This window comes from Polaromonas sp. P1_F6 (assembly GCF_056405695.1).
Window position 1 is genome coordinate 264,430 of sequence record NZ_JBFUBQ010000003.1, and the last position, 16,812, is coordinate 281,241.

Below are 16,812 nucleotides of genomic sequence, written 5' to 3' on the forward strand. Positions count from 1 at the left end.
GCCGCGCGGACCGGTTCCAAAGAAGAATCAAACCACACTTTTCAAGGAGTCCGCCATGCATGCCTCGCAAACCCCGCTGGAGCTCGGGTCCATCCCCAAACCCCTGCGCCTGCCGCGCGGCCAGGTTTTGGCCTGCACTGGGGGCTGCCTCTGGATCACCAGCGATGCGTTGGCCGGGCGCCGGGACAGCGACGTCGTGCTGGAGAGCGGCCAGTCCTTTGTCACGCCGCAAGCCGCGACTTATTTTGTGGGCGCCCCGCGCGGTTGCGGTGTGCTGTCGTTCGTATTCCCCGACGCTGCTGCCTGAAGCCCTGAGGAGACCCCATGCTGATAGAAACCGAACGCCATGGCCAGCACGTGGTACTGACCCTGAATCGCCCCGAAAAACTCAATGCGCTGAGCTACGCCTTGATCGATGAACTCATGGACAGGCTGAGTGCCCTGGAGCGCGACGACAGCGTGCGCTGCCTGGTGGTGACGGGGCAGGGTGACAAGGCTTTCAGCGCGGGCGCCGATATCGCGGGCTTTGCGCCCGACATCGCAGCGTCGCCCGAGGCGGCTTACCGCAACTTCGTCATGCGCGGCCAGACGATGACGCGGCGCATCGAAAACTACCCCAAGCCCATCATCGCGGCCGTCAACGGCATCGCCTTCGGCGGCGGTTGCGAAACCATGGAAGCCTGCAGCCTGGCGATTGCGGCGGAGCACGCCAGCTTTGCCAAACCGGAAATCCGGCTGGGCTTTCCACCGCCCTTTGGCGGCACGCAGCGCCTGCCGCGCCACATAGGGCGCAAGCGCGCCAACGAAATGATCCTCACCGGCGACGCCATCAGTGCAGAGGAAGCCCTGCTGATCGGCCTCATCAACCATGTGGTGCCGGCCCATGAACTGATACCGGCCTGCCTGCGAATGGCCGACCGCATCGCCGAAAACTCCGCCGTGGCCGTGACAGCCTCGCTGCGTGCGGTGACGCGCGGCCTGAATGTTTCCATCGACGAAGGCCTGGCGATCGAGGCCGCGCAGTTCATGATCGCCGCGGCTTCGCCAGACGCACGGGAGGGAACGGCAGCGTTTGTGGAGAAGCGGCAGCCTGTATTTCTTCATCGCTGAGGCTGCATTTTTCGCAGGCCGCACAGGATAGTGCATCACATCACATCAGGTGCGCCCGGGTGACATTTCGCGTCGTTTGCGACGCAGATCACGGATGCCAGGTTGCCCGCAGCGCCGTGGAAGGCATGGCGCCGAGCGCTTGCCCGAGCTGCTTCGCCGCCAGAACCGTGGCGGGCGCGTAACGCGCGAGTACCGCACCCGTCAGTCGTTCCACCGGGCCCGCCGTGCTGACAGAGCCCAGCACGGCGCCATGGCGTCCGCGCACGGCCGCGGAGACGCTCGCGATTTTCGAGTTCCGCTCGCCGCGGGTGATGTGGAAACCGCATCGACGGATGCGCTCATTCAGATCACCCGGTTCGCCCAGGGCAGCCAGAATCACCCGGCCGGCGGATCCGCGGTCCAGGGGAAAAACCTCGCCAGAGCGAATTTGGCTCTGAACACCTGCCGTTCCCTCGCAACGCATCAGGCAGCTGCGCAGGTTGCCTTCGAAGACGAAGAACGAGGCGCTTTCTCCCGTGGCCGTACCAAGCTGGCGAAGGATGGGTTCGATGGCGGAGTCGAGGTCGAACTGCGCCTGGTAGCGGGAGCCCATCCAGCCTACTGCAGGGCCGAGCCGCCACGCACCGTCTTCGCGCCTGACGAGGAATCTGGCTGCAGCGAGCGTGCGCGCAAGCCGCAGCACCGTGGGTTTGTGCATGCTGGTACGGCGTGCGAGCTCCGCCAGCGGGAGAAAGAGCTCGTCGCCTTCGAAGGCAGTGAGGATAGCCAGCGCACGCGCCACGGCCGTGACGTTCTCGCCGCCTGGACGCGTCGAGGTTCCCACCGGCCCGTCCGCGAGAAGTCGCTTCGGCGTCGCATGCGGCGGCTTGGACCTGGACTCTTGCGGCATGGCCGGATTGTATTCAAGCCCGCGCACCGTTACGTCAGGCGTAACGCATTGCCTATCCTGTATCTTTGTTCGGATCATGCGCTCCTTGATCCAGGAGACACGTTCCATGACAAACATGCACGCCAGGCGCCGTAGCTTCCTTGCTTCGGCGGCTGCAATCGCCGCGTTCGGCGCCTGGGCGCAGGGCGCCTCTTCGGTTTCGACCAGGATGGTGATTCCATTCGCTGCCGGTGGCGCGACGGACGTCCTCGGCCGCGATCTGGCCCAGGCCATGAGCGCCGCCCTGGGACAGCCTTTCATCATCGAGAACGCCGGCGGCGGCGCCGGCGTGCCTGCCATGCAGAAGGTGACAGGCTCGAAGGCCGATGGCCATACGCTGCTCTTCGCCGCCTCCGGCAACATCACGGCACAACCCCTGCTGCAGAAGCCGCGTGTGGACATCCTGACCCAGCTCACGCCGGTGGGGATGATCGCCACGGCACCACACGTGCTGGTGGTGACGGCGAAGATGCCGTTCAAGACGATCGCGGAGCTGGTTGCGTATGCCAGGGCACATCCGGGCCAACTGAACTTCGGCTCTGCAGGCGTCGGGGGATTGGCTCACCTCGGCACGGAACTGTTCGCGCGCGCCGCGCAGATCGACATCAAGCACGTGCCGTACCGCGGGGCTTCGGCGGCGACCACGGACCTTGTCTCCGGCCAGATCCATGCGATGTTCGGAACCATGCCTTCGTTCACCGGCATGGCCCAGAACGGCTCGCTGCGCGTCATCGGCCTCACCGCCCCCAGCGCCGCAGTACCTCTGAAGGGGATCCCCTTGATTTCGAACACCGTTCGCGGCTTCGGCTACAAGAGCTGGAATGCCATCTTCGCGCCCAACGGAACGCCGGCGCCCGTCGTCGCGCGCCTCTATGCGGCGATGAAGAAGGCGTCGCTCGACCCTGGGGTGGCCAGGCGTTTCGAAGAACAGGGGGTCGACATCGAGCTTGCGGACGCGGCCGAGCTCACCGACATGATCCGCAAGGAGACCGGACTTTGGGACAAGGTGATCCGCGAAGCAAACATCCAGGTGAACTGATCTCCATATGTCGCAATTCGCCTCTTCCGAGGCCGTGCCGAGGGTGACGCGCCTGTCACCGGGAGCACGTCCCGTCGCGGTACCGAGCTTGCGAAAATTCCTGTCGTTGCAGGATTTCGAAACAGGCGCCCGGCGCCACCTGCCGCGCCCGCTCTTTGAATACATCGCCGGCGGAGCGGAAGACTCGGCCTCGCTGCACGATAACCGCGCAGCGTTCTCGGAGTTCGGTTTCATCACGCGAGTGCTGCGCAACGTGTCCGGCCGCAGCCAGGCGGTCGATCTTCTGGGGAGGCGCTACGCATCACCGTTCGGCATCGCGCCTATGGGCATCAGTGCGCTCAGCGCGTATCGCGGCGACCTCGTGCAGGCCCGCGCAGCGGCGGCCGAGGGCGTGCCGATGATCATGAGCGGCTCCTCACTTATCCCGCTGGAAGAGGTGATGGCCGCGGCCCCGGAGACGTGGTTCCAGGCTTACCTGCCGGGCGAGACCGCCAAGATCGAGGCGTTGATCGACCGCGTTGACCGTGCGGGCGTCAAGACGCTCGTGCTGACGGTCGACACCGCCGTGCTCGCCAACCGCGAGAACAACATCCGTGCAGGCTTTTCCACGCCCCTGCGACCGGGCTTGCACCTGGCGTGGGAGGGGCTCACCCACCCCCGCTGGACGATCGGCACCTTCCTGCGGACGATGGTGGTGCACGGCATGCCGCACTTCGAGAACTCGTACGCGACCCGTGGCGCTCCGATCCTCTCGTCGCGGGTGGCACGTGACTTCGGCGCCAAGGACCACCTGGATTGGGAGCACCTGGCCCTCATCCGCCGCAAGTGGAAACGCACCCTGGTGGTCAAGGGCATCATGAACCACGAGGACGCACGCAAGGTGCGGGACATGGGCGCCGACGGTCTGATCGTGTCGAACCACGGCGGCCGCCAGCTCGATGGCACGGTCTCGCCGCTGCGCGTACTGCCCGAGGTTGTCCGGGCGGTTGGCGCCGACTTCCCGGTCATGATGGACAGCGGCATCCGGCGCGGGACGGACGTCCTGAAGGCGCTCGCACTTGGCGCCAGGTTCGTGTTTGTCGGCCGCCCGTTCAACTATGCGGCCGCCGTCGCCGGCGAAGAGGGCGTGCGCCATGCAATCCGCATCCTGGCCGACGAAGTCCAGCGTGATCTGGGCCTGCTCGGTCTGACCTCCATTTCGGAAGTACACGGTGCACAGTTGCGCGAGCTGGCACTCGCGAGGGATGGTGGCCATGGGCTGCAAATGCAGTCTGGTTCAGGCCGCTGAAGGCCCGGCACCGATAATGGGGGATGAGCTCCTCTCCTTCCCCTTCCTCCTCCTCTTCCGCCGGCAATACCGACTTCGCCAGCCTGCCCCTGAATGCCGCCGTGCTGGCCAACCTGCGGCAGCTCGGCTACCTCAGCATGACGCCCATCCAGGCTGCCAGCCTGCCGGTGGCGCTGCTGGGCAAAGACCTGATTGCCCAGGCCAAAACCGGCAGCGGCAAGACCGCCGCCTTTGCGATACCTCTGCTGGCCAACCTCAATGCACGGCGCTTTGCCATACAGGCCATGGTGTTGTGCCCCACGCGAGAGCTGGCCGACCAGGTGGCGACCGAGATCCGCCGTCTGGCGCGGGCCGAGGAAAACACCAAGGTGGTGGTGCTGTGCGGCGGTGTGCCGCTACGCAACCAGACCGCCAGCCTGGAAAACGGCGCGCACATTGTGGTGGGCACGCCCGGCCGCATCATGGACCACCTGGCGCGCGGCAATTTGACCCTGGAAGCGCTGAACACCCTGGTGCTCGATGAAGCCGACCGCATGCTGGACATGGGATTCTTCGAAGACATCGTCACCGTCGCCAAGCAGTGCCCGAAAGAGCGGCAGACACTCCTGTTCTCGGCAACCTATCCTGAAGGCATTGCCAAGTTGAGCCAGCAATTCATGAAGGCGCCGCAAACCATCACGGTGCAGGCGCAGCATGAAAAAACCAAAATCCAGCAGCGCTGGTACCAGGTGCCGGACAGCGACCATGACGAAGCCCGCCTGGGCGCCGTCGCGCAGGTGTTGCGGCATTTCCGCCCGGTCAGCACGCTGGCGTTCTGCAACACCAAGTCGCAGTGCCGCGCACTGGTGGCCTATTTGAAAGAGCAGGGTTTTAGCGCGCTGGCGCTGTTCGGCGAGCTGGAGCAGCGCGAGCGCGACCAGGTGCTGGTGCAGTTTGCCAATCGCAGTTGCTCGGTGCTGGTGGCCACCGATGTGGCTGCCCGCGGCCTGGACATCGCGCAGCTTGCGATGGTCATCAACGTCGACGTGACGCCCGACGCCGAGGTGCACATCCACCGCATCGGCCGCACTGGCCGCGCTGATGAAGAGGGTTGGGCCATCAGCCTGGCCAGCATGGACGAGATGGGTTATGTCGGGAAAATCGAGGTGCTGCAAAAGGCTGAATCCGAGTGGCACAAATTGACCGAACTGACACCCGCCAGCAATGAACCGCTACTGCCGCCCATGGTGACGCTGCAGATCGTGGGCGGGCGCAAGGAAAAAATCCGCGCCGGCGACGTGCTGGGCGCGCTGACCGGCGAGGCCGGCTTCACGCGTGAGCAGGTCGGCAAGATCAACGTCAACGAGTTCTCCACCTATGTGGCGGTGGACCGTGCGATTGCTGCCGAAGCCCTGCACAAGCTGTCCACCGGGCGGGTCAAGGGCAAAAGCGTGAAGGTGCGGCTGCTGGATGACGAGCCTGAGGGCCGTTGACCTGGATTTTTAAACCAAATCGGCCTCAGCCCATACCTGAATTGCGTGAGCAGCTATTAAATTTATAGCAAAGAGAGCGCTGATTCGTGCCGGCAGCCCTGACGTGTAGGCGCCCATGCCACCCGCAAGCCGGACGCCGCGTGGTCATGGCGGACGCCAAAGCCGCAAACCGCCGCAAATCGCCGGTATCCGCCTCGAAGAGGTCCACAATGACTGGTACCCCAGATCAGCGCGCTTTTGCGCAGGTGCCCGCCTGCGGCGAGCGCCACGCTGAGAGGCTCCCTTCATTGATTGACGATTGCGCGGCGGCAGGCTTGCTCCAGGCCTGACCCTTGCGCAACGGCAAGGAAAGAATCCATGGTCAGGCTCCAGTTTTCCGTCGAACTCAACTACGACGTCGCGCCTCCGGGCGGCGACTTCATCTTCAACGTCCACGCGGCGCACACGCAGCAACAGATCGTGCAGGCCGAAAACCTGCAGGTCAGCCAGCCGGTGCCCTTCACCATCGACACCGACCCGGCGAGCCGGAACCGCTACCTGCGCCTGCAGGCCCAGCCCGGCCCACTGAGCGTGCGCTATGAAGCCACCGTAGACATTTACCACTACACAGCGGCGCCCGGTGAGTTGGGCGAGGTGCCGGTCTGCCAGCTTCCCGGTGCCGTGCTGCCCTACATCTACCCGAGCCGCTACTGCCAGTCCGACCGGCTGCAGAAGCTGGCCTCCAACGAGTTCGGTCATTTGCAGCAAGGCTACAGCCGGGCAGAGGCCATCTGCCAGTGGGTGCAGCAGCGCGTGAGTTTCGAGTCCAACAGCTCGCACGGCAGCACCTCGGCGATCGACACGGTGGTGGAGCGCGTCGGTGTGTGCCGCGATTTCGCGCACCTGATGATTGCGCTATGCCGCGCCCTCAACCTGCCGGCGCGTTTTGCCACCGGCATTGATTACGGCGCCGACCCCGCGCTCGGCCCCACCGACTTCCATGCCTATGTCGAGGTTTACCTGGGCCATCGGTGGTACCTGTTCGATCCGTCAGGCACCGCCATTCCCATGGGCTTTGTGCGGTTTGCCACCGGCCGTGATGCGGCCGACGCGGCTTTTGCCATGTTGTTCGGCAGCGTCACGTCCAGCGCACCCATCATCCACATCCAGGCTGTGCCCGATGGCTATGGGCAACTGGTCGTGCCGCAGCGCGTGAACCATGCGCTTTCGACCGACGGCCTTTGAGCACGGGAGTCGGTAGCCGGCTTGGCTGCTAGCGTGCTGCGAGCGCCGCGCGGTTCGACGCGAGGACGTTGTTCTTCTCCAGCCGACCGCCGGCCTGGACCGCGGCGATCCAGGCGTCGGTGGAGCCTGTGGCGGCAAAGCGCGAGTGAAACACCACGCTGAAAACGCGGTGAATTTCCTCGGCACTGGCCCGGCCAGCCTCGTTGGCATACGGCAGTGCGCCACTGGCATCCTGCAAGAACTCCACATGCAGGCCGCGGTGCGTGGCCTCAAAAATCGTGGAAGCGTCGCAGTTGTGTGTCATGTAGCCGATCACGGTGAGGGTGTCGATGCGGTTTTTTTCCAGCCATCCGGCGAAGTCGGTGCCGGTGTAGACGCTGGGCCAGGATTTTTCAACGTAGTGGTCGCGCGGGCGGCTCGCCACGGTCTCATGCAGTTCCCACAGGGGGGAGCCTTTGGCGAACAGCGGCGACGCGGCCGATTCGCTGTGCTGCACCACCACCACCGGGATACCCGCAGCGCGCGCCGCGTCCATGGCGCGGCCGATATTGGGCAAGGTTTTTTCCACCGGCGGGTATTCGATGAGCAGGCCGCCGCCGCTGAAATATTCCTTTTGCACATCGATGACGACGAGGGCGCGGCGTGGTGCTGCGGGCTTTGAGTTCGGGATGGCCATGTGTTTGCTCCTGCGGGTTGTTGCTGAATCAAGTGATCAACGAATGCTGATGGTGTGATTGTTGGGCTGGGGGAGCTTTCATGAAAGTGGCCCAATTGACAATATTCGATAGAATCGGGTCATGTCGAAAAACACACTTTCACAGGTGCCGACAGCTGGCAAGTCACGCATCAAGTCGCGCACCACAAGTCAGCTCAGCACGGTCGCTGTGGTGGCGTTTGACGGCATCAGTCCGTTCCACCTCTCCGTGCCGTGCATGGTGTTTGGCAACGATTTTTCAGGGCCAGACCTGCCGCGCTTCAGGCTGCTGGTGTGCGCCGAAACGCCGGGCAGCCTGCGCACGACCGCCGGTTTCACCATTGCGGTGGAGCACAGCTTGAGCGTGCTGGCCAAGGCGCAAACCGTGGTGGTGCCGTCGTGGCGGGACCCGATGGAGCGGCCGTCCGAAGCCCTGCTCAAGGCTTTGCGTGCGGCGCACAAGCGCGGCGCGCGCATCGTCGGGCTGTGCCTGGGGGCTTTTGTGCTGGCCGAGGCCGGCTTGCTGGACGGCCGGCCTGCCGCCACGCACTGGGCGCTGGCGCCGGCTTTTGCCGAGCGCTATCCGCAGGTCAGGCTGCAGCCCGATGTGCTGTATGTGGACGACGGTGACGTGCTGACCTCGGCAGGCACGGCCGCCGGCATTGATTGCTGCCTGCATTTGCTGCGCCGGGACTTCGGCGCAGAAACCGCCAATCGGGTGGCGCGCCGCATGGTGGTGGCGCCGCAGCGGCAGGGCGGCCAAGCGCAGTATGTGGAGCAACCCCTGCCTGCCACAGGCTCCGACCACCGGCTGTCGGCCATCCTGGCGTGGGTACAGGAAAACCTGCGCCAGCCCCACAGCCTCGACACGCTGGCGGCGCGTGCCCTGATGAGCCGGCGCACCTTCACCCGGCATTTCCGGCACATCACCGGGACCACCGTGGGCCAGTGGCTGACCAGCCAGCGCCTGGCGCTGGCGCAGCGGCAACTCGAATCAACCGGCCGCTCGATGGAGCAGATTGCCCTGGATGCGGGATTCGGCTCGGCGGTATCCCTGCGGCAGCACTTTGCGGCGACGCTTGGTACCTCGCCGTCGATGTACCGGCGCGAGTTCCGGGGTGACTGATGTTGAGAAAATGAGGCTGTTAGCCAATGGTGACAAGCGCAAGCAGCTATTAAAATAATAGCAAATGAAGGACTTTAAAAGCAGCCGGACGGGACGGCCGCCCGGCCCTGCCGGTCAGGGTTTTGCCGCGGCAGCCTTGGCCGCGGCGCGGCGGCGTTCGAGGAAGGCCTGCAACTCACCGATCACGCCCTTGCGGAAGGCGAGCACGCACAGCACAAAGATCGCGCCGATGATGACGGTGACCCAGGAGCCGACCTTGTCGGCCAGCAGGTTCTGCAGCGCGATCACGATGCCCGAGCCCATGACCGGGCCGAAGAAAGTGCCGACGCCGCCCAGCAGGGTCATCAGGATGACCTCGCCCGACATGGACCAATGCACATCCGACAGCGTGGCAAAACCCATGACCAGGGTCTTCATCGAACCGGCCAGGCCGGCCAGCGCGGCCGACAGCACAAAGGCCAGCAGCTTGTAGCGGTCGACGTTGTAGCCCAGCGAGATGGCGCGGGGTTCGTTTTCGCGGATCATCTTGAGCACCTGGCCGAAGGGCGAGTGCACGATGCGCGAGATGAACAGAAAGCAGGCCACAAAAATCGCCACCACCACGTAATACAGCGTGACGTCGGATTCAAGCGGCAGCAGGCCGAACAGCTTGCCGCGTGGCACGCCCTGCAGGCCGTCCTCGCCGCCGGTAAAGCTCGCCTGCAGGCAGACGAAGTAGACCATCTGCGCAATCGCCAGCGTGATCATGGCGAAATAAATGCCCTGGCGGCGGATGGCCACCAGGCCGACCAGCAGGCCGATCAGCCCGGCCGCCACCGCGCCGGCCAGCAGAGCCAGTTCGGGTGTCCAGTTTTGCGACTTGATGAACCAGCCGGTGACATAAGCGGCAGAGCCGAAGAATGCGGCATGGCCGAACGAGAGCAGGCCGGTAAAACCCAGCAACAGGTTGAAGGCGCAGGCGAAGAGCGCAAAGCACAGCAGCTTCATCACAAACACCGGGTAGAGACCCAGGAAGGGCGCAGCCAGCGCAAAAGCCAGCAGGACGAGGTAAGTGATGCGCAGCATGTTGGCGGCTTTGGTGGAGAGGGCGCTCATGGTCAGGCTTCCTTTCCGAAGAGGCCGGCGGGCCGGAACATCAACACGATGACCATGATGACGAATACCACGATGTTGGACGCTTCAGGATAAAACACCCGGGTCAGGCCTTCGACGATGCCCAGGCCCAGGCCGGTGATGACCGAGCCGAGGATGGAACCCATGCCGCCGATCACGACGACGGCAAAGACCACGATGATCAGGTTGGAGCCCATCAGCGGGTTGACCTGGATGATGGGCGCGGCCAGCACGCCGGCCAGGGCTGCCAGGGCGGCGCCCGCGCCGTAGGTCAGCATCACCATCATGGGGACGTTGATGCCAAAGGCCTGCACCAGCGGCGCGTTTTCGGTGCCGGCGCGCAGGTAAGCGCCCAGCCGGGTGCGTTCGATCAGGAACCAGGTGCCCAGGCAGACTACCAGCGACACCACGACTACCCAGGCGCGGTAGATGGGCAGGCGCATGAAGCCGAGGTCCATGGAGCCGGCCAGCAGGTCTGGCACGTTGTAGTTCTGGCCCGAGACGCCGTAGATTTCACGGAAGACGCCCTCGAGCACCAGCGCCAGGCCGAAGGTCAGCAGCAGGCCGTAGAGCGGGTCCAATTTGTACAGATGCTTGAGGAAGAGCCGCTCAATGATGACGCCGAGAATGCCGACCGTCAGCGGCGCCAACACCAGCGCGAACCAGTAATTCATGCCGAACTGGTCCAGCATGATCCAGGCGGCGAAGGCGCCCAGCATGTAGAGCGCGCCGTGCGCAAAGTTGACGATGCCCAGCAGGCCGAAAATCACCGCGAGCCCCAGGCTCAGCATGGCGTAGAAGGCGCCATTGACCAGGCCCAGCATCAGCTGGCCCATAAACGCTTGCAGGGGAATACCGAAAATTTCCATGGGAACCTGTCAGGACACCGATACCGTGAGTTGTGGCGGGAGCGCAAGGGTTTTTCAAAGAAGCAGCCGGTCATTCTGCATTTCTGCGAAATGACCGGCTGGATCGAACCCTCGTTCTACCCCGTTTTTTGTTTTTTCGTCAGTTCAACGTTTGCGCAGTTGCAGTGATGCTTTACTTCTTGAGAGCCGAGCACTTGGATTCGGCCACCGTGGTGAAAGCCTGCTCGCCAGGCACCTTGGCGATGGTCTTGTAGTAGTCCCATGGCGTGCCCGAATCCTTGGAGCTCTTGACTTCATACAGGTACATGTCGTGGATCATGCGGCCGTCGGCGCGGATCTGGCCCTTGTTGTAGAAGTCTTCGATCTTCATGCCCTTGAGCGTGCTCATGACCTTGTCGGAATCGGTCGTGCCGGCGGTTTGCACGGCCTTCAGGTAGCTCAGGGTGGCGGAGTAGTCGGCCGCCTGCAGGCTGGAAGGCATGCGCTTGTATTTATCGAAGAAGCGCTTGGCGAACTTGCGCGAGGCGTCGTCCTGGTTCCAGTACCAGCTGTCCGCCAGTTGCAGGCCTTCGGTGTTGGCCAGGCCCAGGGAGTGCACGTCGTTGATGAACACCAGCAGGCCGGCAACCTTCATGGTCTTGCCGATGCCGAATTCCTTGGCGGCCTTCATGGCGTTGGTGAAGTCGCCGCCGGCATTGGCCAGTGCCAGGATTTGCGCCTTGGAAGACTGCGCCTGCAGCAGGAAAGACGAAAAGTCCGAGGCGTTCAGCGGATGGCGGACGGTGCCGGCGACGGTGCCGCCGTTGGCCTTGACCACGGTGGAGGCATCGCCTTCGAGCGAGTAGCCGAACGCATAGTCGGCGGTCAGGAAGTACCAGCTCTTGTTGCCGGCCTTGACCAGCGCGGAACCGGCGACCTTGGCCAGCGAGACCGTGTCGTAGGCGTAGTGGATGGTGTAGGGCGAGCAGTCTTCATTGGTCAGGCGGGCCGAGCCGGCGCCGATGACGAGGAAGGGCTTTTTCTTTTCGGTGGTGACTTTGGACATGGCCAGCGCCGTGCCGGAGTTGGTGCCGCCAATCAGCATCTGCAGACCATCCTTGTCGATCCACTCACGCGCCTTGGATGATGCAACGTCGGCCTTGTTCTGATGGTCGGCGCTCAGCACTTCGATGGGGCGGTTCAGGACCTTGCCGCCGAAATCCTGCACGGCCCACCTCAGCATTTCAGCGCCGGCGGGGCCGTCGATGTCGGCGTAAAGGCTGGACATGTCGGTGATGATGCCGATCTTGATCGGGCCGGTGTTCTGTGCGAAGGCTGCGCCTGTGAGGCCAAGGGCGAGTGCGGCGGCAAGTGCTTTGAGTTTCATGATGTCTCCTGTTATGGATGGGGGGTGAACTGGGGGGGACCAAATGAGGACTGAAAAGGGATTCGGCGCACCCGGCCTCAGACGCCGAGGTATTCCTGCAGCATGCCCATGTTTTGTGTCAGCTCGGACTGCGCAAATTGCTTGACGATGCGGCCGTGCTCCATGACATAGAAGCGGTCGGCCAGCGGCGCGGCGAAGCGGAAGTTCTGTTCGACCAGCACGATGGTGTAACCCTTGGCCTTGAGCGTGAGGATCATCTCTGCCAGCTTCTGCACGATGACCGGCGCCAGGCCTTCGGAAATTTCATCGAGAAGCAAGAGGCGCGCGCCTGTGCGCAAAATGCGCGCCACGGCCAGCATCTGCTGCTCGCCGCCGGACAGCCGCGTGCCGGGGCTGCTGGCGCGTTCCTTGAGGTTGGGAAACATTGCGTAGATTTCGTCCAGGCTCATGCCGCCGGGCGCTATGGTGGGCGGCAGCATCAGGTTTTCTTCGGCTGTCAGGCTGGCGAAAATGCCGCGCTCTTCAGGGCAGTAGCCCACGCCCAGCCGGGCCACCTTGTGCGGCGCCAGCTTGATGGCTTCTTCGCCGTTGATGCGGATCGAGCCCTTGCGTGCACCCGTCATGCCGACGATGGCGCGCATGGTGGTGGTGCGGCCGGCGCCGTTGCGGCCCAGCAGTGTTACCACTTCGCCTTCGTTGACGCTGAGGTTCACGCCATGCAAGATGTGCGACTCGCCGTACCAGGCGTGCAGGTCTTCTATCTTGAGGAGCTCTTTGGTCATCTAGTGCGCCCCTTGAAGCTCGGTGTTCGCTGTGCCCATATAAGCTTCGATCACCAACGGATTCGCTGACACTTCTGCATAAGGCCCGTCGGCAATGATGGCGCCGCGCTGCAGCACCGTGATGCGATCGGCGATCGACGACACCACGTTCATGTTGTGTTCGACCATCAGGATGGTGCGGCCGGCCGAGACTTTCTTGATCAGCTGCGTCACGCGGTCCACGTCTTCGTGGCCCATGCCCTGCGTGGGTTCGTCCAGCAGCATCAGTTCGGGTTCCAGCGCCAGCGTGGTGGCGAGTTCGAGCGCACGCTTGCGGCCGTAGGGCAGGTTCACGGTGAGCTCGTCGGCGAAGTCGCTGAGGTCGACCTCGGCCAGCAGCTCGCGAGCACGGCCATGCAGGTGAAACAGGGTGTCTTCCGCTTTCCAGAAATGGAACGAGGTGCCGAGGTTGCGCTGCAAGGCGGCGCGCACGTTCTCCAGCACCGTCATGTGCGGGAAGACCGCAGAGATCTGGAATGACCGCACGATGCCGCGCCGCGCGGTCTGCGCGGGTTGCTCAAACGTGATGTCATTACCGTTGTAGACAATGCTTCCGCGCGTGGGGATGAGGAACTTCGTCAGCAGGTTGAAGAAAGTCGTCTTGCCGGCGCCGTTGGGCCCGATCAGCGCATGGATATGCCCGCGCTGGACTTTCAGGTCCACGTTGTTGACCGCCACGAATCCCTTGAATTCCTTGGTCAGCCCTCGTGTTTCGAGAATGAACTCCACTGACAAATTGGTTCTCCGGAAGATGGGTTGGATATCACGGGCGCAAGGTGCCGCGGCGGCTGATGCGGCAGCAGGCGCGAACCCGTGAAACACAGGTGGTCATCCTAGCCACCCACCCTCCGAGGCGGTACCGGGTCAGACCCTTAAGTAGTTTTGCGTGATCCCCTAAAGCCCCCACGCTCCCCATTGCGTGTGGTTCGCGAGGCCTTGCAGGCCGCAGCTTGCGAGACGCTTCGCCTCTGTCGCCCGTCCAAGCCTGCGCAGGCAGGCTTGGAGCCGCGGGCTCCAGCCCCTCGGGGGCGCTGCGCCTGCGGCCCGGCAAAGCCGGTTCCGCGGCCCCTGCTGGTTTAAGAGTTCAGCGGGCCCAACCAAACGGGGGCCGAGGGTACGGCTTTGCCGGCCCTAGGCGCCGCCCCCTTGAGGGGGAGCAGGCTACACGAAGTGAGCCTGGACAGGGGTGGGCTTGTTCTGCCCGGCAAAGCCGGTTCCGCGGCCCCTGCTTGATGAAGAGTGCCCCCTCCGGTAGGAAACCGGCGCCCGTATTGGCTTTTTTATTGCTCGCGGTTGCGGCCTGGGCCGCCTTCGCCGCGCTGGCCGCGCGGATTGGTTGCGTCGGCCTGGCGGGACGGTTTGTCTGGGGTGGCGTCGCGTTGTGACTGCTGTTGCTGCTGCTGTTGCTGCAATTGGTGTTGCCGCCGCTGTTGTTGTTCCTGGGCTTGGGCCTGGCGCTGCTGCTCCTGCTGCGCACGTTGTTGCTGTTGTTGCAAATGCTGCTGTTGTTGCAAATGTTGTTGTTGCTGCAGTTGCTGTTGGTGTTGCTGCTGCTGCTGCTGCTGTCTTTGCGCGGCCTGTTGCTGGCGGGTGTTTTCCTGGTCGCGCTGGGCCTGTTCGCGCAGGGCGCGCTGGCCTATGGATTCTTCACCGGAACGGCGCTGCTGTTCCAGCTGGGGACCCTGAAGCTTTTCTCGTTGTTCCTGTTGCTGGCGCAGCTGTTCGCGCTGCGCTTGTTGCTGGCTGCGACGGGCCTGTTCGGCGGCATGGCGGTCGGCGTTGGCGCGTGCATCGGCATTGGCATCCGCGGCCTGGGCGCGTTCCTGCGCTTCCTGGCGGGCCCGCGCATCGCGCTGGGCTTGCTCGCGCAGGGCGCGCTGGCCTATGGCCTCTTCGCCCTGGCGGCGTTGCTGTTCCAGCTGGGGGCCTTGCAGGCGTTCTTTTTGCTCCTGCTGCTGGCGCTGCTGCTCGCGTTGCGCGCGCTGGCTGGCCTCGAGGGCGCTGCGGTCCGGTGCGGGCGAGGGCCGTGCGGCTGGCGCTGCGCCGACAGGCGCGGCGGGGGAAGCGGGAGCGGCGGCTTGTGACCGGGCGTCGTGGTCCCTGCCGGCGGCGGGACCGGCGCGGTGCTCGTCCCGGTTGTTGTTATCGCGCCGGCCGTCCCGGCGATCATCCCCGCGGTCGTCGCGGCTGCTGACCACCGGCCGCGTGGCCACGGCGGGCGGCGGCAATGCGGCGGCGGCCACGGGGCGCTGCTGCGCGTGCAGCTCCGACGGATTCGGGCGCTGCGGCAGGGCGCCGCGGTCGGCCACGAGTTGTGCGCGGCCCAGGTCGGCGCTGCTCAGCCGGTGGGGATTGCCGTGCACCGGCCGGCCGCGCTCGAAGTCCTCGCGGCTGACAGCCGTCACCGCTGCAGGCTGGCGCTGGTAGCGGTAAATGTTGGTCACGTTGACGGTGTTGTTGACCACGATGTTGTGGTTCACCTGTGTGACGTAGCGCGGGCTCACGCGGTAGGCCGGGCGAAAGGCTTCGCCGGGCGCCAGCGGGAACCAGCCCACACCGGGCCGCGGTGAACCACCGATGGAGATATTCCAGTTCACACCGCCGCTGCTGCCGCCCACAAAAGCGACGAGGGCGGGCGCATAGACAGGGCGCGGTGCCAGCCGGCCCGGTACCCAGGCCCAGCGCGGGCCGATCTGTGCCCAGCGGCCATAGTGAAACGGCGCAAACCCCCAGGGCGCGTCATCGACCCAGGTCCAGCCCCAGGGCGAAACCCAGGCCCAGTGGCCGACGCGGTAGGGCGCCCAATTGGCGGGCACGGCGCGCGGTATCCAGACGGCGCCGTAACCCGGGTCCTGGCTCCAGGTGCCATAGCTGTCGAGCTGCTGGTAGCCCACGGTTTCGCGCGGTATGTAACGCGCTGAAACTGACTGGTCTTCACGCCGGTCGCGGTCAGCGGCCCACAGATCAAAGCTGTCCTGCTGTGCGGCGCCCGGTGCCGCCGGGGTGAGCTGCGTGCCGCTGAAGTTGGCCTGCTGTCGGCTTTCCAGTGTCACAGGGGCGACGCCGTCGCCGTAGATCACGCCGCTGCCCGACTGGGCCACCACGCGCGTCGTGTTGCCGGCAGGGTCGACGTCCAGCCGGTAGTCACCTGGCTGCGACACCACAAACGCGAGGTTGGGCGTATCCACTTCCAGCCGCTGGCCTTCATAGAGGGCCCGTACGCGCAGCTTGAGCGTGCCCTGGGCCAGGCGCAACTGGGTGGTGTTGTCGTCCAGTGCCTGGAAATCCAGGCTGGTCTGGCCGTTCATGCGCAGCGCGGTAGAGCCCACGTACAGCTCCGAGCGGGCGCCGGGGCCCGTCCACAGCCTGTCGCCGGCTGTCAGCGGCCGGTTCAGCACGGCGGGTGTCCAGGCCGACGCTCCTGCCGGGTTGTTGCCGTCACCCGGTGCGAAGCTCACGGCGCCTTCGGCCAGGTTAAGCCGGGCGACCCGGCCGGGTGGATCCAACTGGGCGCCCTGAGGCGCAGGCTCCTGCGCCCAGGCAACGGGCTGCAGCAATGCCAGCAGGACTGCAAAGGCCAGCAGCGTGAGGTAGCCGTAAAGGTGCGAAGGCCGGAAGGCCATGTGATCGGTATGGGACACGTTTGTGTCGCCGGTGTCGATTGCTGTCATGTTGAACGCTCTCTTCCTGTCTTGCGGGACATGGATGGACTGGAAGGCGGGCTGACGTAACCGTCGTGATCGCATCGTGATCGCCGCCTGA

General features: G+C 64.7%; 15 protein-coding genes. 7 read left to right on the forward strand and 8 right to left on the reverse strand.

Annotation, left to right across the window (positions count from 1 at the left end; translation table 11 throughout):
- Positions 1-55: 55 nt before the first annotated feature.
- Both AC1DY9_RS10910 and AC1DY9_RS10915 read left to right on the forward strand, forming a co-directional pair.
- Entirely contained in the window at positions 56-307 is a 252-nt protein-coding gene (locus AC1DY9_RS10910; protein ID WP_457281324.1) for a DUF2917 domain-containing protein, read from the forward strand.
- A gap of 17 nt (positions 308-324) precedes the next feature.
- A complete protein-coding gene (locus tag AC1DY9_RS10915; RefSeq protein WP_457281323.1) occupies positions 325-1,110 on the forward strand; it encodes a crotonase/enoyl-CoA hydratase family protein in 786 nt (261 codons plus the stop codon).
- Positions 1,111-1,198: 88 nt separating this feature from the next.
- Here the strand turns inward: AC1DY9_RS10915 and AC1DY9_RS10920 are convergent, their stop codons facing one another.
- Positions 1,199-1,999, reverse strand: a complete 801-nt coding sequence (locus AC1DY9_RS10920; protein WP_477666761.1) for an IclR family transcriptional regulator — start codon at positions 1,997-1,999, stop codon at positions 1,199-1,201.
- A 106-nt stretch (positions 2,000-2,105) separates the two neighbouring features.
- Here AC1DY9_RS10920 and AC1DY9_RS10925 point away from each other — a divergent pair, with 106 nt between their 5' ends.
- The 4 genes from AC1DY9_RS10925 to AC1DY9_RS10940 all read left to right on the forward strand — a co-directional run bounded on the left by AC1DY9_RS10925 (position 2,106) and on the right by AC1DY9_RS10940 (position 7,061).
- Positions 2,106-3,077: a Bug family tripartite tricarboxylate transporter substrate binding protein gene (locus tag AC1DY9_RS10925; RefSeq protein WP_457281322.1), complete on the forward strand. Its 972-nt coding sequence runs from the start codon at positions 2,106-2,108 to the stop codon at positions 3,075-3,077.
- 7 nt (positions 3,078-3,084) lie between these two features.
- A complete protein-coding gene (locus AC1DY9_RS10930; RefSeq protein ID WP_457281321.1) occupies positions 3,085-4,365 on the forward strand; it encodes an alpha-hydroxy acid oxidase in 1,281 nt (426 codons plus the stop codon).
- A 23-nt stretch (positions 4,366-4,388) separates the two neighbouring features.
- Positions 4,389-5,837: an ATP-dependent RNA helicase DbpA gene (dbpA, locus tag AC1DY9_RS10935; protein WP_457281320.1), complete on the forward strand. Its 1,449-nt coding sequence runs from the start codon at positions 4,389-4,391 to the stop codon at positions 5,835-5,837.
- Between the two features lie 357 nt (positions 5,838-6,194).
- Entirely contained in the window at positions 6,195-7,061 is an 867-nt protein-coding gene (locus AC1DY9_RS10940; protein WP_457281319.1) for a transglutaminase-like domain-containing protein, read from the forward strand.
- A 28-nt stretch (positions 7,062-7,089) separates the two neighbouring features.
- On the opposite strand, the gene AC1DY9_RS10945 is transcribed toward AC1DY9_RS10940, so the two are convergent.
- A complete protein-coding gene (locus AC1DY9_RS10945; protein ID WP_477666505.1) occupies positions 7,090-7,737 on the reverse strand; it encodes a cysteine hydrolase family protein in 648 nt (215 codons plus the stop codon).
- A gap of 121 nt (positions 7,738-7,858) precedes the next feature.
- Here AC1DY9_RS10945 and AC1DY9_RS10950 point away from each other — a divergent pair, with 121 nt between their 5' ends.
- Complete coding sequence (locus AC1DY9_RS10950; RefSeq protein WP_477666506.1) at positions 7,859-8,881, forward strand: GlxA family transcriptional regulator; 1,023 nt, start codon at positions 7,859-7,861, stop codon at positions 8,879-8,881.
- Positions 8,882-8,995: 114 nt separating this feature from the next.
- Here the strand turns inward: AC1DY9_RS10950 and AC1DY9_RS10955 are convergent, their stop codons facing one another.
- The 6 genes from AC1DY9_RS10955 to AC1DY9_RS10980 all read right to left on the reverse strand — a co-directional run bounded on the left by AC1DY9_RS10955 (position 8,996) and on the right by AC1DY9_RS10980 (position 16,721).
- Positions 8,996-9,976, reverse strand: a complete 981-nt coding sequence (locus AC1DY9_RS10955) for a branched-chain amino acid ABC transporter permease (protein WP_457281316.1) — start codon at positions 9,974-9,976, stop codon at positions 8,996-8,998.
- Between the two features lie 2 nt (positions 9,977-9,978).
- Entirely contained in the window at positions 9,979-10,863 is an 885-nt protein-coding gene (locus AC1DY9_RS10960; protein ID WP_457281315.1) for a branched-chain amino acid ABC transporter permease, read from the reverse strand.
- Between the two features lie 172 nt (positions 10,864-11,035).
- Complete coding sequence (locus tag AC1DY9_RS10965) at positions 11,036-12,229, reverse strand: ABC transporter substrate-binding protein (protein ID WP_457281314.1); 1,194 nt, start codon at positions 12,227-12,229, stop codon at positions 11,036-11,038.
- Between the two features lie 77 nt (positions 12,230-12,306).
- Complete coding sequence (locus AC1DY9_RS10970) at positions 12,307-13,011, reverse strand: ABC transporter ATP-binding protein (RefSeq protein ID WP_457281313.1); 705 nt, start codon at positions 13,009-13,011, stop codon at positions 12,307-12,309.
- On the reverse strand, positions 13,012-13,785 hold the full coding sequence (locus AC1DY9_RS10975; RefSeq protein ID WP_477666507.1) for an ABC transporter ATP-binding protein: 774 nt from the start codon (positions 13,783-13,785) through the stop codon (positions 13,012-13,014).
- Between the two features lie 545 nt (positions 13,786-14,330).
- Positions 14,331-16,721 carry a DUF6600 domain-containing protein gene (locus AC1DY9_RS10980; RefSeq protein ID WP_477666508.1) on the reverse strand — a complete coding sequence of 797 codons (2,391 nt, stop codon included), beginning with the start codon at positions 16,719-16,721 and terminating at the stop codon, positions 14,331-14,333.
- Between the last annotated feature and the right edge of the window lie 91 nt (positions 16,722-16,812).

Coding starts and splice junctions, on each gene's coding strand:
- AC1DY9_RS10925 (WP_457281322.1), top strand. CDS start 2,106: ATGACAAACATGCACGCCAGGCGCCGTAGCTTCCTTGCTTCGGCGGCT.
- AC1DY9_RS10970 (WP_457281313.1), bottom strand. CDS start 13,011: ATGACCAAAGAGCTCCTCAAGATAGAAGACCTGCACGCCTGGTACGGC.
- AC1DY9_RS10980 (WP_477666508.1), bottom strand. CDS start 16,721: ATGACAGCAATCGACACCGGCGACACAAACGTGTCCCATACCGATCAC.
- AC1DY9_RS10955 (WP_457281316.1), bottom strand. CDS start 9,976: ATGAGCGCCCTCTCCACCAAAGCCGCCAACATGCTGCGCATCACTTAC.
- dbpA (WP_457281320.1), top strand. CDS start 4,389: ATGAGCTCCTCTCCTTCCCCTTCCTCCTCCTCTTCCGCCGGCAATACC.
- AC1DY9_RS10945 (WP_477666505.1), bottom strand. CDS start 7,737: ATGGCCATCCCGAACTCAAAGCCCGCAGCACCACGCCGCGCCCTCGTC.
- AC1DY9_RS10930 (WP_457281321.1), top strand. CDS start 3,085: ATGTCGCAATTCGCCTCTTCCGAGGCCGTGCCGAGGGTGACGCGCCTG.
- AC1DY9_RS10960 (WP_457281315.1), bottom strand. CDS start 10,863: ATGGAAATTTTCGGTATTCCCCTGCAAGCGTTTATGGGCCAGCTGATG.
- AC1DY9_RS10965 (WP_457281314.1), bottom strand. CDS start 12,229: ATGAAACTCAAAGCACTTGCCGCCGCACTCGCCCTTGGCCTCACAGGC.
- AC1DY9_RS10920 (WP_477666761.1), bottom strand. CDS start 1,999: ATGCCGCAAGAGTCCAGGTCCAAGCCGCCGCATGCGACGCCGAAGCGA.
- AC1DY9_RS10910 (WP_457281324.1), top strand. CDS start 56: ATGCATGCCTCGCAAACCCCGCTGGAGCTCGGGTCCATCCCCAAACCC.
- AC1DY9_RS10940 (WP_457281319.1), top strand. CDS start 6,195: ATGGTCAGGCTCCAGTTTTCCGTCGAACTCAACTACGACGTCGCGCCT.
- AC1DY9_RS10950 (WP_477666506.1), top strand. CDS start 7,859: ATGTCGAAAAACACACTTTCACAGGTGCCGACAGCTGGCAAGTCACGC.
- AC1DY9_RS10915 (WP_457281323.1), top strand. CDS start 325: ATGCTGATAGAAACCGAACGCCATGGCCAGCACGTGGTACTGACCCTG.